Raw genomic sequence first — 25,062 nt, forward strand, 5'->3', positions numbered from 1 at the left:
AGCTGGCTACCGATGGGGGTGCTGGCCGTGTTCGCGGCACAGGTAATTAATCCGACTATTTTTGTAAAGAAAATTTTTCCATCTGCCCAAGGATAGGTTTTGCACGGCTTTTTATGTGCCGACGCCGCGCGGCCCGTGCGTCATCGCTCCCACAGATACCGACACAACGCATCCGTCGCGGCGTGTAGCGTAAGCGTGAGCAGGGCCAGCACGATCAATGCGGCGAACATCAGGTCGATCTTCGCCCGCCCGTTCGCCAGCAGCATCAGATAGCCAAGTCCGTTCGACGCCCCCACCCACTCGCCAATGATCGCTCCAATCGGCGCATAGACCGCCGCAAGCCGCAAACCGGAGGCAAATCCCGTCATGGCCGCAGGCACACGCAACCGCCACAGGAGCCGCGCGGGCGTGGCGTTCATGACGCGGGCCAGTTCCAGCCACCCCTGCGGCGTGCGCATCAGCGCGTCGAAAAAGGATGAGGTCACTGGGAAGTAGATGATGAGCAGCGCCATGGCGACCTTGGACAGCAACCCGTAGCCGAGCCAAAGCGTTAGGATCGGCGCAAGGGCGAAGACAGGCACGGCCTGACTGAACACCAGCATCGGGCGCAGCGCGGCGCGCACAAGCGGGCTGGCCGCCATCGCAACGGCCGAGACAAAGCCCAGTGCCGCGCCAAGCGCAAGCCCGATCACCACCTCCGTGGCGGTGACAAGCGCATGTTCGGCCAGCAGCGCACGGCTCCCCCATAAGGTCGCAAATACCGCGCGCGGAGCGGGCAGGATATAGTGCGGCAATTCGGCCAGCGTCACGATCCCCTGCCACGCGACAAGCGCGAGGAGCACCACGACGGTCACACGCAGCACAGGTCTCATGCCGCCTCCATAAGCCGCCGCAACAGCCGCCCCTGAAAGGCCAGTGTCTCGGGCGCATCATAGGCACGCGGCACGGGTGTCTCGGGTGGCGGAATGCGTTGGATACCCGCTCGGGTCATCAGCGCGATATGCTCGCCCAACCGCGCTGCCTCCGCCGCGTCATGGGTGACATGAAGCACCGTCCGCCCCGCCAGCAATTCGGCCACCAAATCCTGCATCTGCGCCCGCGCCCGCGCATCGAGCGCCGAAAACGGCTCGTCGAGCAGCACAACGGGACGATCCTCGATCAAGGTGCGGGCCAGCGCCACTCGCTGACGCTGCCCGCCCGACAGGGCATCGGGCCGTTTCTCGGCATGGGCGGCAAGTCCGACACGCGCCAGCACCTCCCGCGCCTGCGCATGGGCCATATCCTCCCCCCGCAACCGCGCGCCCAGCGTAAGGTTCTCGATCACGGTCAGCCACGGCAGGAGCAAATCGGACTGCGCCATCAGCGCCAGCCGCCGCTCTAGCGGCGCGGCGTCGTCCGCCGTCACTTCGCCATCAAATGCAACGCCATCACCCAGCCCAGCAAAGAGCCGCAGAATGGTGGATTTGCCCACGCCCGACGGGCCAAGCAAACAGGTCCACGCCCCCGCAGGCACCTCCAGCGTAAGCGGGCCGAAGATCGGCGTGCCGCCAATCGTGGCGCTCCCTTCAATGCGCAGCGCAGGGGCCGCCTGCCTCATGACATCCCCATGCTCCAGAACTCCGCCTCCAGCCGCGTTGCCGTGGCAAAGCGTGCGCACAAGCGCGGCCAACGCGGGCTGCTTTCGGGCGCATCGCCGAGCCGCCGCGCCACTGCCCCGTCGATCAGCGCGCCCACCTCATGACAGGTGCGCTGATACTCCGCGCTGGCATAGGTCTCGATCCAGTCGCGATAGGGTGTCTCGCCTGCTTCCTCACCAAGCCTTGCTCCAATCTCGCCATAGCCCAGAACGCAAGGCGCGAGCGCGGCCAGCAGGTCGAGGAAATCGCCCGAATGCCCCGCATCAAGCACGTAGCGCGTATAGGCGAGGTTTTGCAGCTCCTCCTCGGCGGTAGTGATCTCACCCTCCGTGATCCCCGCCTCTGCGCAACTGCGCAGGTGCAAACGCATCTCCTCATTCAACAGCGCATCCACCGTCGCCGCACAGGCCCGCATCTCGTCGAGCGTATCGGCCTTGGTCACAGCGAGCGCCCATGCGCGGGAGAAATGCACAAGGAAGAGATAGTCCTGAACCATGTAGCGCAGGTAGGCCGCACGCGGCAGCGACCCGTCGCGCAGCCCTTCGACAAAGGCGTGCCGCGTATAGGCGCGCCATGCCTTCCCTGCACCCGCACGCCAGAGCGGAAATGTCTCACCGTAGCTCATTGCGCACCCAGATCGACGGCGAGCGCAGAGACAGGGCGGGGCTCGGTGACAAGCCCCGACGCCTCCAGAAAGGCCTCGAACCGCGCATAACGTCCCGCGTCAAGCGCTTCAGGTCGCAGGGCAAAGCGCGGGATCGTATCGACCCACGCCTGCGCATTGAGCGCGTCATCCAACTCATCGGACGTGGCTGCAAAAACCTCCCAACTTTCCTGCGGATGGTTGACGATGAACTGCGTGGCTTTCTCGGTCGCGGCAAGGAAACGGCGGATCACATCGGCGTCCATCCCGTCGGGGTTGGCCACGTAGATCAGCTCGTCATAGGTCGGCACGCCCTCCTCCTCGGGATAGAAACACCGCCCCGCAACACCTTCGATCTCCATCTGGTTCAACTCGAAATTGCGGAAGGCCCCGATGACGGCATCGACCTGTCCCGACATCAGCGCGGGCGAGAGCGACCAGTTGACATTGACCAGATCGATATCCGCCATCGTGAGGTCGGCACTCGACAGCATCGCCGACAAAAGCGCCTCCTCGACACCCGCCACCGAGAAACCGACCTTGCGCCCTTCAAGGTCCGCGATCTGTGCCACGGGGCCATCCTCCAACACCAGCAGGCAGTTGAGCGGCGTGGCGACCAGTGTGCCCACGCGCACAAGCGGCATCCCCTCGGCCACTTGCAGGTGCAATTGCGGCTGGTAGGAAATCGCCAGATCGGCACGCCCCGCGGCGGCCATCTTCGGCGGATCGGCGGGATCGGCGGGGGCGATGACCTCGACCTCCAGCCCTTCGGCGTCGAAATAGCCCATCTCTTCGGCCACGATGATCGGCCCGTGATCGGGGTTCACGAACCAGTCGAGCACGACCGTCATATGATCCTGCGCGGAGGCAGGGAGCGCGGCCAGAAGGCCGAGAGTGGCAAGTCGGAATTTCATTCAATTATCTCCGTTTGGAATGTTTGCGGGAATGCTGTCGCCAAGGGCGGCAAGGACAATCTCACCATCCCAGACACGCGACAGCCGTTCGGCAGCGGCCCACGAGCGCAGCCCCGAACGACAGCACAGAACGGCACGCTGGCCTTGGGCGGGCACGGGGCCGTGCGGGCCGAAATCATCCACACTCAAGCGCAGGGCCGTGGGGCGCACGAGGGGCGCCTCCCCTTCGATGCGCAGATCAACCACGAAGTCACCCTCGCGGATTTGCGAGGCGGCAAGGAAACGCGGGCAATGCGCAGGTTCGGGCGCGCCTGAAAAGCGGAAGCCTCCAAAGCGGAAGTCCCGCCCGTCGAAAGTGACCAACCGCCCTAGCGGCGACGGCTCTAGACCCGCGATCAAAGCCACAGCCATCTGCGCCTGAAGCGCACCGATGACACCGACCACGGGGCCAATCACACCATCCGCATCGCATGACCCTCCCCGCGCAGGCAGATCAGGAAACACCGCCCGCAGGCTCGGCGCCCCGCCACAAAGCGCCGCCGCATAGCCGTCCGTGCCAAGCGCGGAGGCCGTGACCAGCACCCGCTCAGACGCATGGCAGGCGTCCGACAGGATATAGCTCACCGCGAAACTGTCGGCGCAATCGAGCACCAGATCGACACCCGCGCAAAGGGCCGCAACATTGGCAGGATCAAGCGCAGCCACCACGGGTTCGACGACACAATCGGCGTTCAATCCTGTCACCGCAGCGGCAGCAGCCTCGACCTTGGGGCGACCAATATCTGCCGCGCGGAACAGGGTCTGACGATGCAGGTTGCTCACCTCCACGCGGTCAGGATCGACAAGGCGAATACGCCCCACCCCAGCGCCGCCAAGGTATTGCAGCACGGGCGCGGCAAGCCCGCCCGCGCCGACAACCAACACATGCGCTGCACGCAGGCGCTCCTGCCCCTGCGGTCCGAAATCCGTCACGGCGATCTGGCGTGCGTAACGGCTCATCGCGTCACCTCAACCCACTGACGCAGCCGCGCTTCGGGATCGTCGTTGAGAGTGATGTCGGTAACGACCGAGACAATATCCGCCCCTGCCTCGAAAGCCCCCGCCGCGCGCTCCACGCTCATCCCGCCGATGGCCACAAGCGGAAGATCACCGATCCCCCCTTTCCACGTGCGCACCCGCTCCAGCCCTTGCTCACGCCATTTCATCTTCTTGAGAATGGTCGGGTAGACGGGGCCGAGCGCGACGTAGTCGGGCGACAGCGACATCGCGCGATCAAGCTCGGCGTAGTCATGGGTGCTGACCCCGAGTTTGATCCCCGCCCGACGGATCGCGGGCAGATCGGCGGTATCAAGATCCTCCTGACCCAGATGCACCCAGTCACAACCCGCATCAATCGCGATGCGCCAATGGTCATTGACCACAAGCACCGCCCCGTGGGCGCGACAGGCCGCCTGCGCCGCGATCACGCTTTGCCGCAGCCGATCCTCGGGCGCATCCTTGATCCGCAACTGCACCAGCCGAACACCAAGCGGCAACATACGGTCGAGCCACTCCGGCCCGTCAAAAATCGGGTAGAAACGATCAAGCGTCATGACAGGAAGGCCTTTCCGAGAACAGGTGTCGAAGGCGCGGCCATATCGCGTGGCTCCATCGGGTCGGCCTCATAGGCCAGACGCCCCGCCGCCACCGCGCGCGCAAACCCCTCGGCCATCGCCGCAGGGTCGCCCGCCTTGGCAACGGCAGTGTTGAGCAGCACCGCGTCAAAGCCCATCTCCATCGCCGCAGCCGCCTGACTGGGCAGGCCAAGTCCCGCATCCACCACCATCGGCACATCGGGGAATTGCGCGCGCAGGGTCCGCAGCCCGTAGACATTGGTCAGACCCAAGCCCGTCCCGATGGGCGCGCCCCAAGGCATCAGCACCTCGCAGCCCGCCGCGAGCAGCCGCTCGGCCAGAACCACATCCTCGGTCGTATAGGGGAAAACCTGAAACCCCTCCTCGGTCAGAATGCGCGCGGCCTCCACCAGCGCGAAAGGATCAGGTTGGAGCGTGTCCGCATGGCCAATGACTTCGAGCTTGATCCAGCGGGTGTCGAACAACTCCCGCGCCATCTGCGCCGTCGTCACCGCCTCGCGCACAGAATGGCACCCAGCCGTGTTGGGCAGCACCGCGACACCCAAGTCGCGCACCAACTCCCAAAAGGCCGCCCCCGCGCGCCCGCCCCCCGCCTCGCGGCGCACCGAAACCGTCGCGATCCCCGCGCCAGAACGCCTGAACGCCTCCGCCAGAATGTCGGGCGACGGATATTGCGCCGTGCCGAGCATCAGGCGCGATGACACGTCTGTTCCGTAGAACTCCATCTCAGCCTCCCTGCCGTGGCGTGACGATCTCGACGCGGTCGCCTTCGGCCAGCGTCACCTGCGCCCGTGCCGCCGCGGGCACAAACTCCTCGTTCACGGCGGTGGCGACCTTCGCCCCGCCATAGCCAAGCGTGTCCAGAACCTCCGCAAGCGTGTCGCCGCGCACGTCCGTGGGGGTGCCGTTAATCATGATTTTCATGCCAGAACTCCGGTTTGCTGCCCTCCATCGCCGCCTCCACCGCCATCCGCGCCAAGGCGGGAGCAAGCAAGAAGCCGTGACGGAAAAGGCCGTTGACGTGGATCGTGTCCCCGCGCCGTGACAGGCGCGGCAGGTTGTCGGGAAAGGCGGGGCGTGCATCGACGCCGATCTCCAGCAGTTCCGCCTCGCCGAAAGCGGGATGCAGCGCATAGGCCGCCGAGAGCAATTCCAGCACCGAGCGGACGCTACGGCGGCGGTCGTCGCTTTCGATCTGTGTCGCGCCGAGCATGAACACCCCGTCCCCGCGCGGCACCACGTAGAGGGGAAAGCGCGGGTGGAGCAGGCGCACGGGACGGCTGAGGCGGATCTCGTCGCTCTTGAGCACAGCCATTTCACCCTTCACCCCGCGCAGGTCTGGCAAGGCATCGCGCGCCGCCAGCCCGCGACAGTCGAAGGTCAGCCCTTCCGCCTCCACCTCGATCTCCGCGCGCTCGGCCACAAAGGACACCCCTGCCGCCGCCAACCGCGCGCGCAAGTGGGTCAGGGCCGCGCGCGGATCGACATGCGCCTCGTCGCTGATATGCAGAGCGCGCTCGAACCGCCCGTCGAGATCGGGTTCCAACGCCGCCACACCGCCCGCGTCGAGCCGCTCATGCCCCGTCACCCGCCGTGCGAAACGGTCAAGCTCGCGATGGTCACGGCCAAGCGCGATAACCAGCGTTCCGCGATGCGTGACCTCGACGCCCTGCCGCGCCCACCATGCCGCCGCATCCTGTCCGAGCCGCACCACGGATTCCTCGGCGCTCTCGCCCTCGCAAAATGGTGCCAGCATCCCGCCAGCCCACCACGAACACCCCTGCGGCCCCGGCCCGTTAGCATGATCGAAAACCGTCACCTCCACGCCCCGCGCGACCAGTTCCGTTGCCACGCACAGCCCCGCGACACCGCTGCCGATGACCCGCGCGCGCCTCATGTCCAAACCTCGTGGAAATGGTGGACGGGACCGTGACCGTGGCCGATCCCCAACCCGTCAGCCGCACGGATCGCGCCGTGGAGCCAGCCCTGCGCACGCCGCACCGCCGTCTCGACATCCGCGCCTTTGGCCAGTTCGGCGGCGATGGCCGAGGACAGGCTGCATCCCGTCCCGTGGGTGTTGCGCGTGACGATACGCGGCTGCGCCATGGCCACCGTGCCCGCTGGCGTCATCAGGCGGTCAACGCAGGTCTCGCCCGCCGCATGGCCGCCCTTCATCACCACCGCCCGCGAACCAAGCGCAAGCAGCGCCTGCCCCTGCGCTTCGACCGCATCCGCGCCCTCTGCCTGCTCGCCCCGCAACAGCCGCGCCGCTTCGGGCAGGTTCGGCGTCAACACATCAGCACGCGGCACCAGAAGCTCGATCAACGCCGCCTCCGCCTCCTCGGCCAGAAGCGCATCTCCCGACTTCGCCACCATCACGGGATCAAGCACCACAGGCCCGCCATACCCCGCCAGAGCCTCAGCCACGGCGGTAACGATTTCGGGCGATGCCAGCATCCCGATCTTGATCGCCTGCGGGGGAATGTCGTCCAGAACGGCGGCGATCTGCGCCTTGATAACCGCGAGGGAAATGGCCTCGACCGCAAACACACCGCGCGTGTTCTGCGCCGTGATCGCGGTGATCGCCGAGGTGCCGTAGACGCCAAGGGCGCAGAAGGTTTTCAGATCGGCCTGAATACCTGCGCCCCCACCGCTGTCGGAGCCTGCGATGGTCATCGCGCTTGGATGGGCGGGTGTGGATCGGTCTGTCATCGTCGCGTCCCTCTTTGGCAAAGGGACGGAGGCAACAGAGAAAGCGTGCGTCAACGCGCGCGAAATCAAGCCCCGTTCCCTACGCCGGTATTGTCCGGATCAGGTTCAATGGGTCAGCTTTCGCCTCTCAGCCCCTCACGGGGCACCCCAACGGATTCGCCTAATGGTTAGCAGCGGTTCTGTGGGACCGCAACCGCCACACATCTCCCGACACGGCGCCCGACACCGCACCCCGCCATCGTGGCCCTCGCGCCGCACAGGACGCGGCTCGTGCGCGCGGCGCGTTGTCTTGCCGCCAGATTTCCCTTACCCGTTACCCCAATGAGGGACTTCGAGCGGCATCTCCCGCGACCGCCGACGCCCCGCCCATGACGAACCAGAGCAGCGCGGAAAAGGCGACCACTCCAGATGATTGCGACCCCCACAAACCTCCCTGATGTTCTCATGATTACCCCCCGCCGCTTCGGCGATCATCGAGGTTTTGTCTCGGAGAGCTGGAACAAAGCTACGCTGGAAGCCGAAGGGGTCTATCTGCCTGAATTCGTTCAGGACAATCACTCGCTCTCACGCGAGGTTGGCACGGTGCGGGGGCTGCATTTCCAATCCCCTCCACACGCGCAGGGCAAGCTGGTGCGTTGCGGGCGCGGGGCGATTTTCGATGTGGCGGTGGACGTGCGCAAGGGCTCGCCCACATACGGGCAATGGGTGGGCGAGACGCTCACGTTCGACAACGGTAAACAGCTCTGGATCCCCGCAGGCTTCCTGCACGGCTTCATGACCTTGGAGCCCGACAGCGAGATCATCTACAAATGCACCGACCACTACGCGCCCGAGTGCGATGGCGCGGTGCGTTGGGACACATGCGGCATCGACTGGCCGCTCGAAGGCATCACCCCCGTGCTTTCCGACAAGGACGCCGCAGCCCCCGCATTCGCCGATTTCGACAGCCCCTTCACCTATGAGGCCTCGCAATGAAGATCCTTGTCACAGGCGGTGCGGGCTTCATCGGCTCGGCGGTGGTGCGGCTGGCGGTGACGCGCGGCCATGAGGTCGTCAATCTCGACGCGCTCACCTATGCCGCCTGCCTCGACAATGTCGCCCCCGTGGCCGACAGCCCGCTCTACACTTTCGAGCAGATCGATATCCGTGATCGTGCCGCCCTCGATGCCTGTTTTGCCAAACACGCGCCCGACGCGGTGATGCATCTGGCCGCCGAGAGCCATGTGGATCGCTCCATCGACGGGCCGGGCGACTTCATCGAGACCAACATCACGGGCACCTTCAACATGCTGGAGGCCGCGCGGAAATACTGGGTTGAGGCAGGGCGCCCCGATGCCTTCCGCTTCCACCATATCTCCACCGACGAGGTCTTCGGATCGCTCCCCGCCGACCCTGCGGTGCAGTTCACCGAAAACACGCCCTACGATCCGCGCTCACCCTATTCGGCGTCCAAAGCCTCCTCCGACCACCTCGTGCGCGCATGGCACGAGTCCTACGGCCTGCCCGTGGTGCTGACCAATTGCTCCAACAACTACGGCCCCTATCACTTCCCCGAAAAGCTCGTCCCCGTGGTGATCTTGGGCGCACTGGCGGGCAAACCCCTGCCGATCTATGGCGACGGCTCGAACATCCGCGACTGGCTCTATGTCGAGGACCACGCCGATGCGCTCTTGCTCGTGGTCGAAAAGGGCACGATCGGGCGCAGCTACAACATCGGCGGCGAGAACGAGCGCACCAACCTCGAACTGGTGCAAACCATCTGCGCCATCCTCGACGAGAAACGCCCCAAGGCGAGCGGTTCCTACGCCGACCAGATCACCTTCGTCGCAGACCGTCCTGGTCACGATGCCCGCTACGCCATCGACCCGAGCCGCATCCGCGACGAGTTGGGCTGGCGTCCCTCCGTGACCGTCGAAGAGGGCCTCGCCCGCACCGTTGAGTGGTATCTCGACAACGAAGACTGGTGGCGCGCACTCCAGAACCGTGACGGGGTCGGCAAGCGTCTGGGGGTCAAGGCGTGATTGACACGGCGATTTTCAACGACATCCACAAGTTCCCTCCCGTCGACACGACCTATGTTGCGGGCAGATGGCATCATGGCCGCGTGGCTCTTGGCGGATTTGTTGTGGAAGCCAAAACCTATGCAAAGAGTTTGTTTACGCCTTACAACCGCAACAGGAGATTTTTGATTATTGGCCGTGCGCGGTCGGGCACGACTTTGTTGACACGTTTGCTGAACGAACATCCCGATATTCATTGTGACGGAGAAATTCTGCACCGCAATGTCCTGTTGCCCCGCACATTCTTTAATCGGATGGCTGGGAATAGTGCCGCGCCCGTCTATGGCGCAAAATTCCTGTCCTATCAGATGGTTCAGGTACATCGCATACGCGATCCGCGCGCCTTTCTGGGGCGATTGGCGGATCAGGGTGTCTCCCTCATCCATCTCAAGCGCGATACATTCCATCAGACGCTTTCGTTGTTGGTCGCCCAGAGACGCAACCAGTACCATAGTGACGAGGGCGCCAGTAAGCCCAAGCAGAAATTCCATGTTGCCGTTCGGGACTTTGTCGCGCGGATGACATGGAGTGAAGCGCTTTTGGACTACGAGCGGACGGCCCTTCAAGGGTTGGGTGCCACTCATATCGACTATGACAGCGACTTGTCAGACGCGACGCAACAACAGGCAACCGCAGCATCCCTGTTTCAGAGTTTAGGGGTTAAGAACGTGCCTGTGAAAGCGGCTCTTCAAAAGGTTCTGTCCAAAGACCCGCGTGACACCATCGAGAATTTCGACGAGGTCTGCCGCGCTCTTGCGAATGAGGGCATGGGGCACTTGCTACCGAAGGAAGCACAGTATGCACGATAACCTCCTCATCTTCGGCAAAACGGGCCAAGTGGCCACCGAGTTGCGCGCACTTTTACCCGAGGCGCATTTTGCGGGGCGTGACGAGGCGGATTTGACCGGCCCTGCCGCCTGCGCCGATCTGATCGCGCGGGTCGCACCTGCAGCGGTGATCAATGCTGCGGCCTATACGGCGGTGGACAAGGCCGAAGATGAGGCCGAGATTGCGCATCTGGTCAATGCCTCAGCACCCACGGCAATGGCCGAGGCCTGCGCCGCGCGCTCCATCCCCTTTGTCCATATCTCGACCGACTATGTGTTCGACGGCTCTGGCGAGCGGCCCTTTGCCCCTGACGACACCCCTGCCCCGCTCGGCGTCTACGGGCGTACGAAGCTGGCGGGCGAAGAGGGCGTGGTTGCGGCAGGCGGGAGCTACGTGATCCTGCGCACCTCATGGGTCTTCTCGGCGCATGGGTCCAACTTCGTCAAAACCATGCTGCGTCTAGGGGCGGAGCGCGACGCGCTGTCCATCGTGGCCGATCAGATCGGGGGGCCGACACCTGCCCGACAGATAGCCGACGCATGTCCGACACTTGTCCGACAGCTCCAAATCGCCCCCGAAAAGAGCGGCATCTACCACTTCTCGGGCGCGCCCGACACCACGTGGGCCGACTTCGCGCGGGCCATTTTCGAGGCGGCGGGACTGGACTGCGCCGTGACGGAAATCGCCACCGCCGACTACCCTACCCCCGCCGCGCGCCCGCTCAACAGCCGCCTTGATTGCACCGCGACCGAGGCCACTTTCGGCATCACGCGGCCCGACTGGCGCGCCGCCCTCACCGACACGATTGCGACCCTGAAAGGCTCCCAATGACACAGCGCAAAGGCATCATTCTGGCAGGCGGATCAGGCACGCGCCTCTACCCGCTGACCATGGCGATTTCCAAGCAACTCATGCCGATCTATGACAAGCCGATGATCTATTACCCGATCTCGGTGCTCATGCTCACGGGCATCCGCGAGATCGCCATCATCACCACGCCGCAGGACCAAGACCAGTTCAAACGTCTCCTCGGCGACGGCAGCCAATGGGGCATCTCTCTGACCTATATCGAGCAGCCTTCCCCTGACGGGCTAGCGCAAGCCTATGTTCTGGCGGAGGATTTTCTGGATGGCGCACCCTCGGCCATGGTGCTGGGCGACAATATCTTCTTCGGCCACGGGTTGCCCGAGATGCTTGCGGCAGCGGATGGCAAGGCGGTTGGCGGCACCGTCTTCGGCTACCATGTCTCCGACCCCGAACGCTACGGCGTGGTGCGCTTTGACGCGGATGGCACGGTGCAGGAGATCATCGAGAAACCCGAGGTGCCGCCCTCCAATTACGCGGTCACGGGGCTCTACTTCCTCGACGGCGACGCGCCACGCCGCGCCAAGGAGATCAAACCCTCCGCGCGCGGCGAAGTGGAGATCGTAACGCTGCTGGAAACCTACCTCGCCGATGGCACGCTCACCGTCGAGAAAATGGGCCGCGGCTACGCATGGCTCGACACGGGCACCCACGGCTCACTCCTCGACGCAGGCAACTTCGTGCGCACCCTCTCACAGCGACAGGGAATGCAGTCAGGCTGCCCCGAAGAGATCGCGTTTGGGCAGGGGTGGATTGACGCGGAAACGCTCTCGGCACAGGCCGAGGAGCTGAAGAAAAGCGATTACGGTCAATATCTTAAAGGGCTACTCGACTGATCGCTTCGCCGCGCCAGACGCGGCAAACCCTCACCCCTTCGCGCCCTGACCACGGGCGTAGACGTCATCGTAACGCACGATATCGTCCTCGCCGATATAGGTGCCCGTCTGCACCTCGATGAGCACCATCGGCACTTTGCCGGGGTTCTCCATGCGGTGTTTGGCACCCAGCGGGATGTAGACCGACTGGTTTTCTGTCACCAGCTTAACCTCGTCATCACAGGTGACCCTCGCGGTGCCTTCGACCACGATCCAGTGTTCGGAGCGGTGGACATGGCTTTGCAGCGATAGTGACGCGCCAGGGTGGACGTGGATGCGCTTGACCTGAAAACGGCCGCCGACCACGAGGCTCTCGAACCAGCCCCACGGCCGGTGGTCCTTGGGGAATTCCACGGCCTGCGGCGCGCCCTTGTCCTTGAGCGCCAGCACGGCGAGCTTTACGTCCTGCGCGCGAGATTTGTCGGCCACGAGAACCGCATCGTTCATTGCCACGACAATCGTGTTTTCCAGCCCGATTCCAACGACTTCAAGCCGTTCGCTATCCGAGCGCAGCAGCGTGTCGGTGCAGTCGATCGCGGTGGCCTCTCCTCCCGTGACAACCCCGTTCTCATCAGGGCCGCTCTCGGCCCAGACCGCGTCCCAGCCGCCAAGGTCCGACCACGCGCCCTCGAAGGGCACCACGGCAAGATTGTCCGCTTTTTCCATCACCGCGTAGTCGATGGAAATGTCTTGCGCCCCCGACCACGCCTCAGGATCGAGACGCAGGAAGCCGAGGTCGGTTTCCGCGTCCTCCACGGAGGCCCGCACAGGTGCAAGCAGATCAGGCGTGTGGGCCTCGAAGGCGGCAAGAATGTCCTTCACACGGAACAAGAAGATACCCGCATTCCACAGGAAATTCCCCGCGTCGAGCATGGCTTGCGCCCCGTCCATATCGGGCTTTTCAACGAAGCTCTTGAGGTCAACCGCCGCGCCGGTGTCGTCGGGTTGCTTGGCCAGCTCGAGGTATCCGTAGCCCGTATTCGGCGCGGTCGGACGGATGCCGAAAGTGACGAGCTTGCCCGCCTCCACAGCCGCCACCCCGCGCGCGACCGCGGCCTGAAAAGCAGCGGTGTCGGGAACCACGTGATCGGAAGGCGCGACAAGCATCACCGCCTCAGGATCGCGGGCGTGCAGATAGAGCGCGGCCGCCAAAATCGCAGGCGCCGTATTGCGCCCCTCCGGTTCGATCAGGATCGCTCCTGGATCAATCCCCACGGACTGAAGCTGCTCGGTCACGATGAAGCGGAAATCCGATCCCGTGAGCACCAAGGGCGCACCGAAATCCGTTCCGAGAAGCCGCCGCGCGGAGGCTTGAAACAACGTTTCCTCACCCACCAAAGGCACAAACTGCTTTGGATAAGACTTTCGCGACAACGGCCACAACCGCGTCCCTGAACCGCCGCAAAGAATAACGGGTGTGATGTGCATCGGACTTCGTTCCCAATCCAACCAAAAGGTCTATCCGACATAGGACGGAACCCGATTTTGCGCAACAGCCACGGATCGCAATCGCCGCACGCCCGTGACGCAATCGCCGCACAAACACTCAGGCCGCAGGCGAGTTGCCTCTACTGCGCCGAGGCAAGGATCGGCGGGGATTTCAAGCCACCCTCATCGTCTTCTTCTAAGACTGGATAGAGAACCCACGGCATCAGCGTGTCAAAGGCACCCGTGCCGACATCGCCGCCCATAAAGAAACGATTGACGATGATCTGAAGCTCCGTGCCGACCCCGAACACAAAGCCACACATGTCATTGACTCGTTGACGAACACCCCTTCGAGGCGACGGTTGAGCGCATACATCGTGTCGGTGCTGACGAACAACTCACCCTGAAGGTCGAAGTTGGATACCCCACGAATCTCCGTGCCATCGAGACGTTTCTCGTAGGCCGGCATCTGCGTGTCTGCCAGCGTGACGCGAGATTAAGTTCCAAGCACTGATTTAAATAGTTAACAAAAGGTTAACGCCAGAAAGTGGCCGTCTTTCACCGACAGTTTGGGCCAAAACTCTCCGCCGATTCCTTGAGGAGTGTTTCCGAAATGCCGCGTGATCGCGCGTTTCGACCCGCAGAAAACGAATCCAAACCCCTTTGAATTTGCTCAATGGTCACTTGGGGCTTGTATCCGAATCGAGAATTCTAGACATTTCCCTCATGATCGCATCGTTACCAAATCGCATAGAAACGCTTCAGATCCGTGCCCGCGGGGTTCGGCTGTGCATGAGCGTTCTGCGCAAACCGAATTGCGCCGAAGCGCCCGCAGCCTCGGACATGCCCCCGCGCACACTTGATGCTCACGAGCGCAGGGTGATCGAAAAGATGCTGGACCAGTGTTCGGGCTATGCGGTCTGTGATGACGAGAGGGCAGAACTGGCCTCCGTGATTGAGAGGATCGGCCTCAACATGACGCAAGCCTATCTCCACAAGATCCCGAAAGATTAGAGATCGTGGCACTGGGATGGCAATGTGCCGCCATGCGCCCCGCCCTTGTCAAGGCGCGCGTGGGAGCCTATTGCCTCTTGCGATCGTCTAAACGAACGGGTTGAGCTTGCTGTTATATCGGGTCATTTTGACGCTCTTGTCCCCGCTTGTGGCTGTGGCCTTGGCGCTGCACGTCCTGCGTGGACGCGCCGATCTGCGCACTTTGCTTGCGCGATTGCGCGGCCCCGATGCCTTTTCCCGTCCCAATGGTGCGACAGTTCTCTGGCTACATGCCGCCTCCAATGGCGAAGTCACGGGCGCCCGCCCCCTTATCGAAGACGCCCTCGCGCGTGATCCTGACGTGCTGGTCTATGTGACCACCAACTCCTCCACAGCACTCGCCCTCGTGAAAAGCTGGGCCATGGCGCGGGTTCATGTGGGATTTGCGCCCTTCGATCTGCGCCGCTCGGTGACACGTTTTCTCGACACAGTCGCGCCAGATGCGCTCGTGGTGATCGAAAACGAAATATGGCCCAACCGGTTTGACGCCTGCGCCGCGCGAGGCATTCCCGTGCTTGTCGCGGGCGCGCGCATATCGGCCACCTCCGCTAAACGGTGGTCGGCACTGGCTCGGCTGATGGGCAGCACAACGCGCCGCACACTTGGCGCGATTACCGCGCTGGCGGCGCAGGATGCCGAAAGCGAGCAGCGTTTCTTGCAAATTGGCATCGCCCCTCAATGCCTCCTGCCTCGCATGAATCTCAAGAGCACCGTGGCGCTGGATGCTGTCGATCCGCAAACCTTTGCCACCCTTGCTGAAGTTTTCCCCCGCGCGCGGACGCTTCTGGCCGCATCGACGCATGATGGGGAGGAGCAAGCCGTTATTGAGGCATTCGCAACTGTTCGGCAGGCCTATCCCGACGCCCGCCTGATCCTCGCGCCGCGCCACCCCGACCGCCGCGCCGAGATCCTGACGCGCATTGAAAAGGCGGGCCTTAGTGTGGCGCTCAGATCGCGCCATGACGACCCAGCTCAGGCAGATGTCTATCTTGCCGACACGCTTGGCGAGATGGCGCTATGGTATCAGCTTGCCTGCGCCACTTTCGTCGGCGGGTCGCTGGTCGAGCGCGGAGGGCATACTCCCTTTGAACCTGCTCAATTCGATACCGCTATCGTTCACGGGCCGAATGTCTCCAACCACGCAATCGCCTATCACGCGCTCGACGTGGCGCAGGGCGCGGTAAAAGTGAACGACCACGCAGGGCTTTCGCTGGCATGGCAATCCTTGCTGGCACATGAGGAACAACAAGTCGCGCTGACCGAAGCGGCCCGCCGTGCTCTTGATCCATTGCGTATGTCGGCCACGGGCTATGCGGCCTTCTGGCGAGCACTGGCCGATGCTGCCCGCGCCCCGCGCCTCGCCGTTGATCCCCGCTCAGAGAACCTTGACGACATGTAAGCGCAATTATCTTTTGGCCTCCCGCACGTCTCGCGGTAACGTGGGCGGGAGACACCGAACAAACACCCACCCCCGACACATGGGGAGCCTGCAAAATGGCCGAAATGACGCCCATCAAAACCAAACAGTCGCGCTTGAAACTCGGTTCCACGCCGAAAACGGGTGTGCGCACGCAATTTGGCGCGCTTTGCTGGCGGGTGCGGAAGGGGAAGCTTCAGGTGCTTCTGGTCAAGACCCGACGCCGCAAGCGCTGGATCATCCCCAAAGGCTGGCCGATGCACAACGCCACACCGATGGAAGCCGCCGCAACCGAGGCCTTCGAGGAGGCGGGCGTGCAGGGCAAACCTTCCCCGATCACGCTCGGCATCTATTCCTACAAGAAATACAAGGATCCAGAAGACGATCCGATGCAGGTTGTGGTGGCCGTGTTTCCTCTGAAGGTCAAAACGATGCTCGACGACTATCCCGAAAAAGGCCAACGCAAACGCAAATGGTTCACGCCTGAAGCGGCCGCGGAGCGGGTCGACTCGCGCGAGTTGGCGCAAATGCTGCGCAACTTTGATCCGCGACCGCTCAAACTCTGACGGGTGCCCGACCCGCGCGCAGGCGCTTGGTCATTGAACCTCACCGAGCCTCGCCCTATTTTACCCGACGGTGCAGATTGCGCGCACCGCCACCTGAAACCGAGACCGCTTGAATGATCCGTTACGCCCTCAAATGCCCCAATGATCACAGCTTCGAAAGCTGGTTCAAATCCGCCGCCGCCTACGATGCGCTGCTGGGCGCGGGTCAGGTTGCGTGCCCCTACTGTGGTGCAACGGATGTGGAAAAGGCCCTGATGACTCCCCCCGTAAGCACCTCGCGCGCTCCTTCCACCTCTAAGGGCACCCCCGCCATCGCGGATCAGACGTCCAATGCCTCCCCTTCCGAGGCAACACCTCTCGCCGCGCCGCGCGATGCCGCCGAGGCAGCGCTCAAGGCGATGAAAGCGCATGTCGAGGCCAACTCCGAATATGTCGGGATGAAGTTCAGCCAAGAAGCTCGCGCCATGCATGACGGCGACATTCCTGCCCGCCCGATCTATGGCGAGGCGAAACCGGATGAGGCCAAATCGCTGATCGAGGATGGTGTGCCTGTCGTGCCCCTGCCCTTTACCCCGAAGCGGCAGACGAACTGATCTCAAGCCCGCACCGCGCACGCGGCCCTTAAAAACCGTGATCGCCCCGCCGCGCCAAGTCGCGCGTGCCCCCTTGCCCTTTCCCGCGCCTGCGCTTAGGAACAGCGCGATCAAAAGAGGACGAGGGAGATCGGCTCAGATGCCCATTCTCGTGATGAAATTCGGTGGCACATCCGTGGCCACCCTCGACCGCATCAAACGCGCCGCAAAGCGCGTGGGACGCGAGGTTGCCAACGGCTATGACGTGATCGTCATCGTTTCCGCCATGTCGGGCGAGACGAACAAGCTCGTGGGCTATGTGGGTGAGACCTCCCCGATGTATGACGCGCGCGAATATGACGCCGTGGTATCGTCGGGTGAAAACGTCACTGCGGGCCTTATGGCCCTGACCCTGCAAGAAATGGACATCCCCGCGCGCAGTTGGCAGGGCTGGCAGGTGCCGCTCAAGACCAACTCGGCCCATGGTGCCGCGCGGATCGAGGAAATCCCCACCGACAACATCGTCGCCAAATTCGACGAAGGCATGAAGGTCGCGGTGGTCGCTGGTTTCCAAGGCATCTCCCCCGAGGGGCGCATCACCACGCTTGGCCGAGGCGGATCGGACACCACTGCCGTGGCATTTGCCGCCGCCTTTGATGCCGAACGTTGCGACATCTACACCGACGTTGATGGCGTCTACACCACCGACCCGCGCATCGAGAGCAAAGCGCGCAAGATGGAAAAGATCGCCTTCGAGGAAATGCTTGAACTGGCCTCGCTTGGCGCGAAGGTGCTGCAAACCCGTTCGGTGGAACTGGCGATGCGGTTTGGCGTGCGGTTGCGCGTGCTTTCGTCGTTCGAGGAATATGACCCCAATGCTGGCACCTTGATCTGTGCCGAGGAGGATATCGTGGAAAATAAACCCGTTTCTGGCGTCGCCGCCTCCCGCGAAGAAGCGAAAATGACCCTCGTTTCCGTGGCCGACCGCCCTGGTATCGCGGCGGCGATCTTCGGCCCTCTGGCCGAAAGTGGCATCAACGTCGATATGATCATTCAGAACATTTCCGAGGACGGGCGCACGGATATGACCTTCTCCTGCCCCACCGATCAGGTCGAGCGCGCCCGCTCTGCACTTGACGGCGCAAAGGAACGTGGCGAGATCAATTTTGCCGAACTCCTCAGCGACACGGAAGTGGCCAAGATTTCGCTTGTTGGCATCGGGATGCGTTCGCAATCAGGTGTCGCGGCGAAGATGTTCAAGGTTCTCTCCGACGAAGGCATTAACATCAAGGTGATCGCCACCTCCGAGATCAAGATCTCCGTACTCGTGGATCGCAAATATACCGAACTGGCAGTGCAATCTCTGCACGACGCATTCGAGCTTGAAAAAGCCTGAACCTTTCCGCCAGTCGAATAGACACCCCCGCCCTCCCCGTGAGGCGCGGGGGTTTTCTTTTGCCGCGCAACTCCTAAAAATGGCCAAACAGGAAGGGAGGATTTCATGCGTAGCACGATTATTTGGCAACGGATCGAAGGCGGTTTGGTTTTTGCCGCTGCATTGGGGTTGGCCCTATTTCTAGGGATGGAGATGCCGTGGTGGGGCGCGCTATTGGTTTTCTTTGCGCCAGATCTCACTTTCCTCGCCTATCTCGCGGGGCCACGCGTGGGCGCTTTGGCCTACAACCTCGCCCACCTCTACCCCATGGGTTTCTTCATCATGGGGTTCACTATGTTCATCGGCGGGGCGAGCGCCATAGCCGTTTCCGTAGGGCTTTTGCTCATCGCACACGCGGGATTTGACCGCGCTTTGGGCTATGGTTTGAAGTCGCCAGAAGGGTTCGGGCAGACCCATCTCGGCCCCATCGGCAAGCACGCAAAAGAGGCTTGAGCGAGGCGCGTTTGCGCGCGCCCGCCCACCTTCGCACGCGCAGAATATCTTTGCACCCGCAGCGATAACTGGCGGAATTTTATACTTTTTTTGCGCAGATTTGCGCTAACGGCCGCTCATTGGGGCAATTTACGCTGGCCCCGCACCCCATTTGTGCTCTAAACGAACCGACCGCCCTGCCTAAAAGGGCGGAGCAGAATAATAGCAGGGATTGATGCAATACAGCCGCGAAACGGAAAGCCGCAAGCTCTTGAGGCGATTGCGCGATACGCTGGCCGAGGACACGGCCAGTCAGACAAGGCTGGATCATATTACCAGCCTGATCGCCGACAGTATGCAGACCGAAGTCTGCTCGATCTACCTATTCCGCGACGACGACACGCTTGAACTTTGCGCCACTGAGGGTCTGAAGGCGGAAGCCGTCCACAAAACGCGCCTACGCATTGGTGAGGGCCTTGTGGGCCGCGTCGCGCGCACCAAACACATCGTTAACACCGCCGATGCCCCTTCCGAGCGCTATTTCCGCTACATGCCTGAAACAGGTGAAGAGATTTACTCCTCCTTCCTTGGCCTGCCGATCCAGCGCCTTGGCGGCACTCTTGGCGTTCTGGTCGTGCAATCGAAGCAATCGCGCCAGTTCTCCGATGATGAGGTCTACGCACTCGAAGTGGTCGCAATGGTGCTGGCGGAGATGACCGAATTGGGGGCATTCGTCGGTGAGGACACCGCATTGACCGCCCTGCACCAGCAACCCGTCATGTTCCGTGGCGCGACAGGGCAAGAGGGCGTGGCCGAGGGCAATGTCTATCTCCACGAGCCGCGCGTGGTCGTCACCAACCCCGTGGCCGATGATCCCGAAAGCGAGACCGTACGTCTGCGCGAAGCCGTCGATACGCTGCGGCTGTCAGTGGACGACATGCTGTCCTCGCTTGGCAAGGCTGACAAGGATCAGCGCGACGTGCTGGAAGCCTACCGCATGTTCGCCAATTCGCGCGGCTGGATGCGGCGAATGGAGGAGGACATCTCAAGCGGATTGTCCGCCGAGGCCGCCGTGGAAAAGGAACAGTCCATCGCGCGCGCGCGCATGGCAACGGTGCCTGATCCATACATGCGTGAGCGGCTCCATGATCTCGACGACCTCTCCAACCGCCTGTTGCGCATCCTCACGGGGCAAGGCAAGGAAACGGGCGCGGAAATGCCCGACAACCCGATCCTGATTGCGCGGAATATCGGACCCGGTGAATTGCTCGACTACGGCAAGAATCTCAAGGGCATCGTACTTGAACAGGGTTCGGTCGGCTCCCACGCCGCCGTGGTTGCGCGCGCATGGGCCATCCCTCTGGTGATCCATGCACGCGGTATCACGACCGAGGCACTCAACGGCGACCCCATCCTTGTCGATGGCGATCAGGGCGTAGTGCATTTGCGCCCCGAGGAGAATGTTGCCAAGGCCTTCCGCGACAAGATCGCGATGCAAGAAGAGGCCGTGAAGCTTTACACGGGGCTGGTTGACAAACCCGCCACGACCCTCGACGGCAAACGCATCAACATGCATATGAACGCGGGACTGATGGCCGACCTTCCGTCCCTCGCCTCATCAGGGGCCGAAGGGGTTGGACTGTTCCGCACCGAGCTTCAGTTTCTCATTCGCAACTCGGTCCCGCGCCGCGGTGAGCTGGCCTCGCTCTACGGGCGGGTAATGGATGCGGCCAAGGGTAAGCGCGTGGCCTTCCGCACCCTCGACATCGGATCGGACAAGGTGCTGCCCTACATGAAGTCGCAAGACGAGCCGAACCCCGCTATGGGCTGGCGTGCGATCCGTGTGGGCCTCGACAAGCGCGGTGTGATGCGGATGCAGCTACAGGCGCTGATCCGCGCCGCAGCGGGGCGGCCGCTGACCATCATGTTCCCCTTCATCGCGCAGTTCGAGGAATTCCGCGAAGCACGTGCTATGGTGGATGCGGAGATGGAAAACGAGAAACGGCTGGGACATGCGCTACCCAGCGAGGTCGAAGTGGGCGCCATGTTGGAAACCCCTTCGCTGGCCTTCGCGCCTGACCGTTTTTTCCAAGAGACCGATTTCATCTCCATCGGCGGCAACGATCTCAAGCAGTTCTTCTTCGCCGCCGACCGCGAGAACGAGCGGGTACGCCGCCGTTATGATACGCTGAACGTGTCCTTCCTGAGCTTCATTCGCCAGATCGTCGCGCGCTGTGAAGAGCACAACACACCTGTTTCTTTCTGCGGCGAGGATGCGGGCCGTCCGCTCGAAGCCGTGGCCTTCTCTGCCGTGGGCTTGCGAACGCTATCGATGCGCCCTGCCTCAATCGGCCCTGTCAAATCGGTGCTGCGGCGGGTCAATTTGGACGAGGTTCTGGCCGAGATTGACGCGGCCGCCGAGCGTGGCGAGCAAAGCGTACGCGCAGCGCTGACCGACTACCTGAAACGTCAGGATGTGATTGTCTGAGAAGACGGCCCGCGGCTTCAGTTCTCCTCAGCCCAATCGCGCCACTGATGTCTGTAGCTGCTCCTTAAGTGCATCGTAGCTCTGGTCGCTATCCTCGGCCATGCGCAACATCCCGAAGGTGACATGCGCAATCTCGTGGTAATAGCCCGTGTAGACGTAATTCGTCGCCGCCCCTGCAACCGCACCCAGAACGGGCACCGCTTGCGCAGCGAGCTTCTGCCCCAAAACCAGCGAGAGGCGCGGTGCAACCCGCGCGAGAATGGCGTGGACCGTCGCCCCTGTCAGCGTGGTTCGCGCGGTCAGAAACGCCAGATCAGCCCCGTCATCATCGCTCAACGGCCCTGCTGCGGCGAAGGTCTGGATACAGGCCTTGCGCACATCATCGCGGGTTGGATCGAAACCGTAATCCTCTGCAACGCTTTGGATCGTATGAAGCAGCACAACCGTAGTCACGGGCAGCTCCGCCATCGCCGACGGCAATCCCCCCGCACCACCTGCCGCACCTAGCCCCGATGCCAGAGCGCGCGAGAGCCACGCATTGCCCCTATAGCCCGCCGCCCGTGTGCGCGTCGCACCGTCGAGCGCGGTTTCCAACGCGGCCATCGTTGCGCTTTCCATACGCGAGCGCACGGGCACAGGCAGGCGATTGAATAGCCCGTCCGCCGATCCACCAACCACATTGAGGATCTGCATACCGCCCGAATTGGCGCGCCGAAGCCGCCGCGCGAGGTCATCGATGGCGGCGTCAGTCGGGGCGTGCAGGACGGCATGGGCGCCGTCGGTAAGCTTGGGCGGTGCATCAGTCATGACTGATATGTGGGGGCACAGGTGCGCCTTGGCAAGCGAGATCAGGCCTGATCTGCCTTCTCCACCTCGCCCGAGACCCCGTCCCACGCCCCAGGCTTGAGCGCATATCCCAACACGCGGTCAGGGTTGGTCGGGGGCGGCATGACCACATTATCGAGCCGCTCAAAACCAAAACGCGAATAATAAGGCGCATCGCCAACCAGCAGCACACGCTCCCACGAGAGCCCTGCCGCCTTATGGAGACTTTCGCGGATCAAATGCCCGCCAAGCCCTTCCCCCTGCCGTGTCGGGTGAACGGCAATCGGACCGAGCAGGAGTGCCTTATGCGGGCCGATCATAACGGGCCAAAAGCGGATCGCGGCCCCAACGAGGTCGTTCTCGTCACGCGCCACGAGGCATAGTTCTGCAACTCTTTTGACGCCATCGCGCAGGCGGTAAGACGACAACAGTTCGCGGCCAGGCGCGAAACAAGTGTCATAGAGGTATTCCACCTCCCACCAGTCCTCGGCTCTTTCCTCGTCTATCCGGATCACTGCCCGCCCGTCTCCCCGTGCTTTATACGGTGTGATGTGTCGCGCCCTGTCACATCCGTCCAACGCGCAAGCGCTGAATTTTCTCTCGAATTTCTGCTATCACGGCGCTAGATCAGGGGCAACGCAAGGAGAGTTCATGTTTTACCGCCCCGAAGACGGCCACGGGTTGCCGCACAATCCTTTTGCCGCGCTGGTCTCCCCCCGTCCGATCGGCTGGATTTCGACACGTTCGCGCGATGGCCATGACAACCTCGCACCCTATTCCTTTTTCAACGCCGTCTCCCATGCGCCGCCGCAGGTCATGTTTGCTTCCTCTGGTCGCAAGGACAGCGTTGCAAACGCCGAGGACACGGGAGTGTTCTGCGTCAATATCGTGGGTGCGGAACTGGCCGCGACCATGAACGCCTCTTCCGCCGCCCTCGCCCACGACGAGGACGAGTTTTCCCATGCTGGCGCCATAAAGGTGGCCTGCGAAGAAATTCCCTGCGCCCGTGTCGGAAATGCCCCCGCTGCCCTCGAATGCCGCACAAGTCAGGTCGTGCCGCTTCTGGGAGGTGCCATCGCAGTGTTCGGCGAGGTCGTGGGTATCCATATGCGTGAGGATTGCCTGATCGACGGGCGGTTTGACGTGGTGCGCGCGCGAATGCTCAGCCGCCTTGGCTACCGCGATTACTCTGAAATCAAAGACGTTTTCGAACTGGTTCGCCCCGACAGCTAAGAGATAATCCGCTGCGCGTGACATGCGTCTTGCCAATGCGCCCCAATATAACTATAAAACTAGTTATATAGAATCTAAAGGACGCAACATGGAATGGGAAGAAGCCGCCAGCGGATTTGCCGCAATGGGGTCGGAAGCTCGCCTCAAGGTCATACGGGCTTTGGTGCGCGCAGGGCGTGACGGGTTGAGTGTCGGCGACATTCAGGCGCGCACGGACATCCCCGCCTCGACCCTTGCCCACCATCTGAAATTCCTCGCGGGCGCAGGACTGGTGACACAGGAGCGCATCGGGCGCACCGTCATCAACCGCGCCTGTTTCGAGCATATCGAAGATCTCGGGCGTTTTCTCGTGAGCGAATGTTGCGCCGACCAGATGCAAAGGAACGCGGCCAATGGCTGAGACATCAATTTCCCCGACCGCACGCGCAGCGACCCTGACGGCGTGGCTCAAAACCCCTTGGGCCGTCATTGTCGCACTTCTTCTTGGCGTGCTCACATTTGACCCTGACAACCTGCGCAATGTGGTGGAATTTGCCCTACGTGCTCTGGCGCATACTTCACGATACATCCTCTTTGCCGTGCTGCTTCTCGCCTATCTCAAAGCAACAGGTGCAGAACGGCTGGTGTCCAAAGCGTTTCAGGGCCGCGAAGTGCGGATGATCTTTCTCGCGGCCCTCTTTGGCGGGTTGGCACCGTTCTGTTCCTGCGAAGTCATTCCTTTCGTCGCGGGGCTTCTGGCGCTCGGTGCTCCCCTGTCCGCCGTTATGGCCTTCTGGCTCGCCTCCCCACTCATTGACCCGCCAACGCTTCTCATCACCGCGGCGGCCCTTGGCTGGCCCTTTGCCGTGGGCAAAGCCATCGCCGCTGTCGCCCTCGGTCTCTTCGGTGGGTTCGCCATCAAGGCCATGATGGGTGTTGGTGCATTCTCCGATCCGCTCAAACCACGCAAGACAACAAGTTGCTGCGGTTGCGGACAAAAAGTTGAGGAGACGACCAACTGGCGTTTCTGGACCGAGGCCGACCGCCGCACGGTGTTCAAGGACGAATTCGTTAGCAACGGCATCTTCCTGCTGAAATGGCTCGCCATGGCCTATGTGATCGAGGCGCTTTTGGTCTTCTACGTGCCTGCCGATATGATCGCCCGCGCCGTGGGCGGCGAGGGTATCGTGCCGATCGCAACAGCTGCGCTCGTGGGGATGCCCGCCTACCTCAACTCCTATGTCGCACCGCCACTTCTCGCGGGACTGATGGAACAGGGCATGAGTGCGGGCGCGGCGATGTCCTTCATGATCGCGGGTGCGGTCAGTTCGATCCCCGCCATGGCCGCCGTCTGGTCGCTCGTCAAACCGCGCGTCTTTAGCGCCTACCTCGGCCTCGGCGTGCTGGGTGCTATCCTGTCAGGGATGATCTTCCAACTCGTCATCTAACCTACGCGTGGAGCGCCGT

29 protein-coding genes and 1 riboswitch are annotated in these 25,062 nt (G+C 62.6%); of the genes, 15 read left to right on the plus strand and 14 right to left on the minus strand.

Annotated features, from left to right (window positions below):
• Positions 1-140: 140 nt before the first annotated feature.
• The 10 genes from ACN0SC_RS02965 to thiD are packed head-to-tail and all read right to left on the minus strand — an operon-like array spanning position 141 to position 7,540.
• A complete protein-coding gene (locus ACN0SC_RS02965; RefSeq protein ID WP_417248161.1) occupies positions 141-872 on the minus strand; it encodes an ABC transporter permease in 732 nt (243 codons plus the stop codon).
• Positions 869-1,597, minus strand: coding sequence for an ABC transporter ATP-binding protein (locus ACN0SC_RS02970; protein WP_417248162.1), 729 nt, complete (start codon positions 1,595-1,597; stop codon positions 869-871). Before ACN0SC_RS02970 ends, ACN0SC_RS02965 begins: the two co-directional genes overlap by 4 nt.
• Entirely contained in the window at positions 1,594-2,262 is a 669-nt protein-coding gene (locus tag ACN0SC_RS02975) for a TenA family protein (RefSeq protein WP_417248163.1), read from the minus strand. Before ACN0SC_RS02975 ends, ACN0SC_RS02970 begins: the two co-directional genes overlap by 4 nt.
• On the minus strand, positions 2,259-3,194 hold the full coding sequence (locus ACN0SC_RS02980; protein WP_417248164.1) for an ABC transporter substrate-binding protein: 936 nt from the start codon (positions 3,192-3,194) through the stop codon (positions 2,259-2,261). Before ACN0SC_RS02980 ends, ACN0SC_RS02975 begins: the two co-directional genes overlap by 4 nt.
• Entirely contained in the window at positions 3,195-4,193 is a 999-nt protein-coding gene (locus ACN0SC_RS02985; protein ID WP_417248165.1) for a ThiF family adenylyltransferase, read from the minus strand.
• Positions 4,190-4,786, minus strand: coding sequence for a thiamine phosphate synthase (locus ACN0SC_RS02990; protein ID WP_417248166.1), 597 nt, complete (start codon positions 4,784-4,786; stop codon positions 4,190-4,192). Before ACN0SC_RS02990 ends, ACN0SC_RS02985 begins: the two co-directional genes overlap by 4 nt.
• A complete protein-coding gene (locus ACN0SC_RS02995; protein WP_417248167.1) occupies positions 4,783-5,553 on the minus strand; it encodes a thiazole synthase in 771 nt (256 codons plus the stop codon). Before ACN0SC_RS02995 ends, ACN0SC_RS02990 begins: the two co-directional genes overlap by 4 nt.
• A 1-nt stretch (position 5,554) precedes the next feature.
• Positions 5,555-5,752 (minus strand): sulfur carrier protein ThiS, encoded by a 198-nt coding sequence (gene thiS, locus ACN0SC_RS03000; RefSeq protein WP_417248168.1) that lies wholly within the window; start codon positions 5,750-5,752, stop codon positions 5,555-5,557.
• Positions 5,736-6,725, minus strand: a complete 990-nt coding sequence (locus tag ACN0SC_RS03005; RefSeq protein WP_417248169.1) for an FAD-dependent oxidoreductase — start codon at positions 6,723-6,725, stop codon at positions 5,736-5,738. Before ACN0SC_RS03005 ends, thiS begins: the two co-directional genes overlap by 17 nt.
• Positions 6,722-7,540, minus strand: coding sequence for a bifunctional hydroxymethylpyrimidine kinase/phosphomethylpyrimidine kinase (gene thiD, locus ACN0SC_RS03010; RefSeq protein ID WP_417248170.1), 819 nt, complete (start codon positions 7,538-7,540; stop codon positions 6,722-6,724). The genes ACN0SC_RS03005 and thiD overlap by 4 nt, the downstream gene beginning before the upstream one ends.
• A 59-nt stretch (positions 7,541-7,599) precedes the next feature.
• A riboswitch (TPP riboswitch) is annotated at positions 7,600-7,700 on the minus strand.
• Between the two features lie 248 nt (positions 7,701-7,948).
• On the opposite strand from thiD, the gene rfbC reads away from it, so the two are divergent.
• Genes rfbC through rfbA form a run of 5 tightly spaced genes read left to right on the plus strand, consistent with a single transcriptional unit; the run spans position 7,949 to position 12,128 of the window.
• Positions 7,949-8,515, plus strand: a complete 567-nt coding sequence (gene rfbC, locus ACN0SC_RS03015; protein WP_417248171.1) for a dTDP-4-dehydrorhamnose 3,5-epimerase — start codon at positions 7,949-7,951, stop codon at positions 8,513-8,515.
• Positions 8,512-9,561 (plus strand): dTDP-glucose 4,6-dehydratase, encoded by a 1,050-nt coding sequence (gene rfbB, locus ACN0SC_RS03020; RefSeq protein ID WP_417248172.1) that lies wholly within the window; start codon positions 8,512-8,514, stop codon positions 9,559-9,561. The genes rfbC and rfbB overlap by 4 nt, the downstream gene beginning before the upstream one ends.
• Positions 9,558-10,409 (plus strand): sulfotransferase, encoded by an 852-nt coding sequence (locus tag ACN0SC_RS03025; protein ID WP_417248173.1) that lies wholly within the window; start codon positions 9,558-9,560, stop codon positions 10,407-10,409. The genes rfbB and ACN0SC_RS03025 overlap by 4 nt, the downstream gene beginning before the upstream one ends.
• On the plus strand, positions 10,399-11,259 hold the full coding sequence (gene rfbD / locus ACN0SC_RS03030) for a dTDP-4-dehydrorhamnose reductase (protein WP_417248174.1): 861 nt from the start codon (positions 10,399-10,401) through the stop codon (positions 11,257-11,259). The genes ACN0SC_RS03025 and rfbD overlap by 11 nt, the downstream gene beginning before the upstream one ends.
• Positions 11,256-12,128 (plus strand): glucose-1-phosphate thymidylyltransferase RfbA, encoded by an 873-nt coding sequence (gene rfbA / locus ACN0SC_RS03035; protein ID WP_417248175.1) that lies wholly within the window; start codon positions 11,256-11,258, stop codon positions 12,126-12,128. Before rfbD ends, rfbA begins: the two co-directional genes overlap by 4 nt.
• A 30-nt stretch (positions 12,129-12,158) precedes the next feature.
• On the opposite strand, the gene ACN0SC_RS03040 is transcribed toward rfbA, so the two are convergent.
• Both ACN0SC_RS03040 and ACN0SC_RS03045 read right to left on the minus strand, forming a co-directional pair.
• Positions 12,159-13,595 carry a mannose-1-phosphate guanylyltransferase/mannose-6-phosphate isomerase gene (locus ACN0SC_RS03040; protein ID WP_417248176.1) on the minus strand — a complete coding sequence of 479 codons (1,437 nt, stop codon included), beginning with the start codon at positions 13,593-13,595 and terminating at the stop codon, positions 12,159-12,161.
• Positions 13,596-13,735: 140 nt separating this feature from the next.
• On the minus strand, positions 13,736-13,918 hold the full coding sequence (locus ACN0SC_RS03045) for a hypothetical protein (RefSeq protein WP_417248177.1): 183 nt from the start codon (positions 13,916-13,918) through the stop codon (positions 13,736-13,738).
• Between the two features lie 469 nt (positions 13,919-14,387).
• On the opposite strand from ACN0SC_RS03045, the gene ACN0SC_RS03050 reads away from it, so the two are divergent.
• The 7 genes from ACN0SC_RS03050 (at position 14,388) to ptsP (ending at position 21,558) form a co-directional block, all read left to right on the plus strand.
• Positions 14,388-14,609 (plus strand): hypothetical protein, encoded by a 222-nt coding sequence (locus tag ACN0SC_RS03050; protein ID WP_417248178.1) that lies wholly within the window; start codon positions 14,388-14,390, stop codon positions 14,607-14,609.
• A 127-nt stretch (positions 14,610-14,736) separates the two neighbouring features.
• Positions 14,737-16,047 carry a 3-deoxy-D-manno-octulosonic acid transferase gene (locus tag ACN0SC_RS03055; RefSeq protein ID WP_417248179.1) on the plus strand — a complete coding sequence of 437 codons (1,311 nt, stop codon included), beginning with the start codon at positions 14,737-14,739 and terminating at the stop codon, positions 16,045-16,047.
• A 95-nt stretch (positions 16,048-16,142) separates the two neighbouring features.
• Positions 16,143-16,631: an NUDIX hydrolase gene (locus ACN0SC_RS03060; protein WP_417248180.1), complete on the plus strand. Its 489-nt coding sequence runs from the start codon at positions 16,143-16,145 to the stop codon at positions 16,629-16,631.
• Between the two features lie 113 nt (positions 16,632-16,744).
• Positions 16,745-17,224, plus strand: a complete 480-nt coding sequence (locus tag ACN0SC_RS03065; protein ID WP_417248181.1) for a DUF1178 family protein — start codon at positions 16,745-16,747, stop codon at positions 17,222-17,224.
• Positions 17,225-17,363: 139 nt separating this feature from the next.
• A complete protein-coding gene (locus tag ACN0SC_RS03070) occupies positions 17,364-18,599 on the plus strand; it encodes an aspartate kinase (RefSeq protein WP_417248182.1) in 1,236 nt (411 codons plus the stop codon).
• A gap of 105 nt (positions 18,600-18,704) precedes the next feature.
• Complete coding sequence (locus tag ACN0SC_RS03075; protein ID WP_417248183.1) at positions 18,705-19,091, plus strand: DUF4260 family protein; 387 nt, start codon at positions 18,705-18,707, stop codon at positions 19,089-19,091.
• Between the two features lie 214 nt (positions 19,092-19,305).
• Positions 19,306-21,558 carry a phosphoenolpyruvate--protein phosphotransferase gene (gene ptsP, locus ACN0SC_RS03080; RefSeq protein WP_417248184.1) on the plus strand — a complete coding sequence of 751 codons (2,253 nt, stop codon included), beginning with the start codon at positions 19,306-19,308 and terminating at the stop codon, positions 21,556-21,558.
• A 27-nt stretch (positions 21,559-21,585) separates the two neighbouring features.
• Here the strand turns inward: ptsP and ACN0SC_RS03085 are convergent, their stop codons facing one another.
• On the minus strand, positions 21,586-22,365 hold the full coding sequence (locus ACN0SC_RS03085; RefSeq protein ID WP_417248185.1) for an EcsC family protein: 780 nt from the start codon (positions 22,363-22,365) through the stop codon (positions 21,586-21,588).
• 41 nt (positions 22,366-22,406) lie between these two features.
• A complete protein-coding gene (locus tag ACN0SC_RS03090) occupies positions 22,407-22,898 on the minus strand; it encodes a GNAT family N-acetyltransferase (protein WP_417248186.1) in 492 nt (163 codons plus the stop codon).
• A 136-nt stretch (positions 22,899-23,034) separates the two neighbouring features.
• Between ACN0SC_RS03090 and ACN0SC_RS03095 the strand changes: the two genes are divergently transcribed.
• The 3 genes from ACN0SC_RS03095 (at position 23,035) to ACN0SC_RS03105 (ending at position 25,043) form a co-directional block, all read left to right on the plus strand.
• Positions 23,035-23,616 carry a flavin reductase family protein gene (locus ACN0SC_RS03095; protein ID WP_417248187.1) on the plus strand — a complete coding sequence of 194 codons (582 nt, stop codon included), beginning with the start codon at positions 23,035-23,037 and terminating at the stop codon, positions 23,614-23,616.
• 88 nt (positions 23,617-23,704) lie between these two features.
• On the plus strand, positions 23,705-24,016 hold the full coding sequence (locus tag ACN0SC_RS03100; protein WP_417248188.1) for an ArsR/SmtB family transcription factor: 312 nt from the start codon (positions 23,705-23,707) through the stop codon (positions 24,014-24,016).
• Positions 24,009-25,043 (plus strand): permease, encoded by a 1,035-nt coding sequence (locus ACN0SC_RS03105; protein WP_417248189.1) that lies wholly within the window; start codon positions 24,009-24,011, stop codon positions 25,041-25,043. Before ACN0SC_RS03100 ends, ACN0SC_RS03105 begins: the two co-directional genes overlap by 8 nt.
• The last annotated feature ends 19 nt before the right edge of the window (positions 25,044-25,062 follow it).

The sequence above is a fragment of the Celeribacter sp. genome (genome assembly GCF_048261515.1).
Classification (GTDB): Bacteria; Pseudomonadota; Alphaproteobacteria; order Rhodobacterales; family Rhodobacteraceae; genus Celeribacter.

Bases quoted from the DNA above. Each gene is read 5' to 3' on its own strand.
- ACN0SC_RS02965 (WP_417248161.1), bottom strand. From the start codon at position 872: ATGAGACCTGTGCTGCGTGTGACCGTCGTGGTGCTCCTCGCGCTTGTC.
- ACN0SC_RS03085 (WP_417248185.1), bottom strand. From the start codon at position 22,365: ATGACTGATGCACCGCCCAAGCTTACCGACGGCGCCCATGCCGTCCTG.
- ACN0SC_RS03075 (WP_417248183.1), top strand. From the start codon at position 18,705: ATGCGTAGCACGATTATTTGGCAACGGATCGAAGGCGGTTTGGTTTTT.
- thiD (WP_417248170.1), bottom strand. From the start codon at position 7,540: ATGACAGACCGATCCACACCCGCCCATCCAAGCGCGATGACCATCGCA.
- rfbA (WP_417248175.1), top strand. From the start codon at position 11,256: ATGACACAGCGCAAAGGCATCATTCTGGCAGGCGGATCAGGCACGCGC.
- ACN0SC_RS02980 (WP_417248164.1), bottom strand. From the start codon at position 3,194: ATGAAATTCCGACTTGCCACTCTCGGCCTTCTGGCCGCGCTCCCTGCC.
- ACN0SC_RS03045 (WP_417248177.1), bottom strand. From the start codon at position 13,918: ATGTGTGGCTTTGTGTTCGGGGTCGGCACGGAGCTTCAGATCATCGTC.
- ACN0SC_RS03040 (WP_417248176.1), bottom strand. From the start codon at position 13,595: ATGCACATCACACCCGTTATTCTTTGCGGCGGTTCAGGGACGCGGTTG.
- thiS (WP_417248168.1), bottom strand. From the start codon at position 5,752: ATGAAAATCATGATTAACGGCACCCCCACGGACGTGCGCGGCGACACG.
- ACN0SC_RS02975 (WP_417248163.1), bottom strand. From the start codon at position 2,262: ATGAGCTACGGTGAGACATTTCCGCTCTGGCGTGCGGGTGCAGGGAAG.
- ACN0SC_RS03105 (WP_417248189.1), top strand. From the start codon at position 24,009: ATGGCTGAGACATCAATTTCCCCGACCGCACGCGCAGCGACCCTGACG.
- ptsP (WP_417248184.1), top strand. From the start codon at position 19,306: ATGCAATACAGCCGCGAAACGGAAAGCCGCAAGCTCTTGAGGCGATTG.
- ACN0SC_RS03065 (WP_417248181.1), top strand. From the start codon at position 16,745: ATGATCCGTTACGCCCTCAAATGCCCCAATGATCACAGCTTCGAAAGC.
- rfbC (WP_417248171.1), top strand. From the start codon at position 7,949: ATGATTGCGACCCCCACAAACCTCCCTGATGTTCTCATGATTACCCCC.
- rfbD (WP_417248174.1), top strand. From the start codon at position 10,399: ATGCACGATAACCTCCTCATCTTCGGCAAAACGGGCCAAGTGGCCACC.
- ACN0SC_RS03100 (WP_417248188.1), top strand. From the start codon at position 23,705: ATGGAATGGGAAGAAGCCGCCAGCGGATTTGCCGCAATGGGGTCGGAA.
- ACN0SC_RS02990 (WP_417248166.1), bottom strand. From the start codon at position 4,786: ATGACGCTTGATCGTTTCTACCCGATTTTTGACGGGCCGGAGTGGCTC.
- ACN0SC_RS02985 (WP_417248165.1), bottom strand. From the start codon at position 4,193: ATGAGCCGTTACGCACGCCAGATCGCCGTGACGGATTTCGGACCGCAG.
- ACN0SC_RS03060 (WP_417248180.1), top strand. From the start codon at position 16,143: ATGGCCGAAATGACGCCCATCAAAACCAAACAGTCGCGCTTGAAACTC.
- rfbB (WP_417248172.1), top strand. From the start codon at position 8,512: ATGAAGATCCTTGTCACAGGCGGTGCGGGCTTCATCGGCTCGGCGGTG.
- ACN0SC_RS02970 (WP_417248162.1), bottom strand. From the start codon at position 1,597: ATGAGGCAGGCGGCCCCTGCGCTGCGCATTGAAGGGAGCGCCACGATT.
- ACN0SC_RS03050 (WP_417248178.1), top strand. From the start codon at position 14,388: ATGAGCGTTCTGCGCAAACCGAATTGCGCCGAAGCGCCCGCAGCCTCG.
- ACN0SC_RS03095 (WP_417248187.1), top strand. From the start codon at position 23,035: ATGTTTTACCGCCCCGAAGACGGCCACGGGTTGCCGCACAATCCTTTT.
- ACN0SC_RS03070 (WP_417248182.1), top strand. From the start codon at position 17,364: ATGCCCATTCTCGTGATGAAATTCGGTGGCACATCCGTGGCCACCCTC.
- ACN0SC_RS03005 (WP_417248169.1), bottom strand. From the start codon at position 6,725: ATGAGGCGCGCGCGGGTCATCGGCAGCGGTGTCGCGGGGCTGTGCGTG.
- ACN0SC_RS02995 (WP_417248167.1), bottom strand. From the start codon at position 5,553: ATGGAGTTCTACGGAACAGACGTGTCATCGCGCCTGATGCTCGGCACG.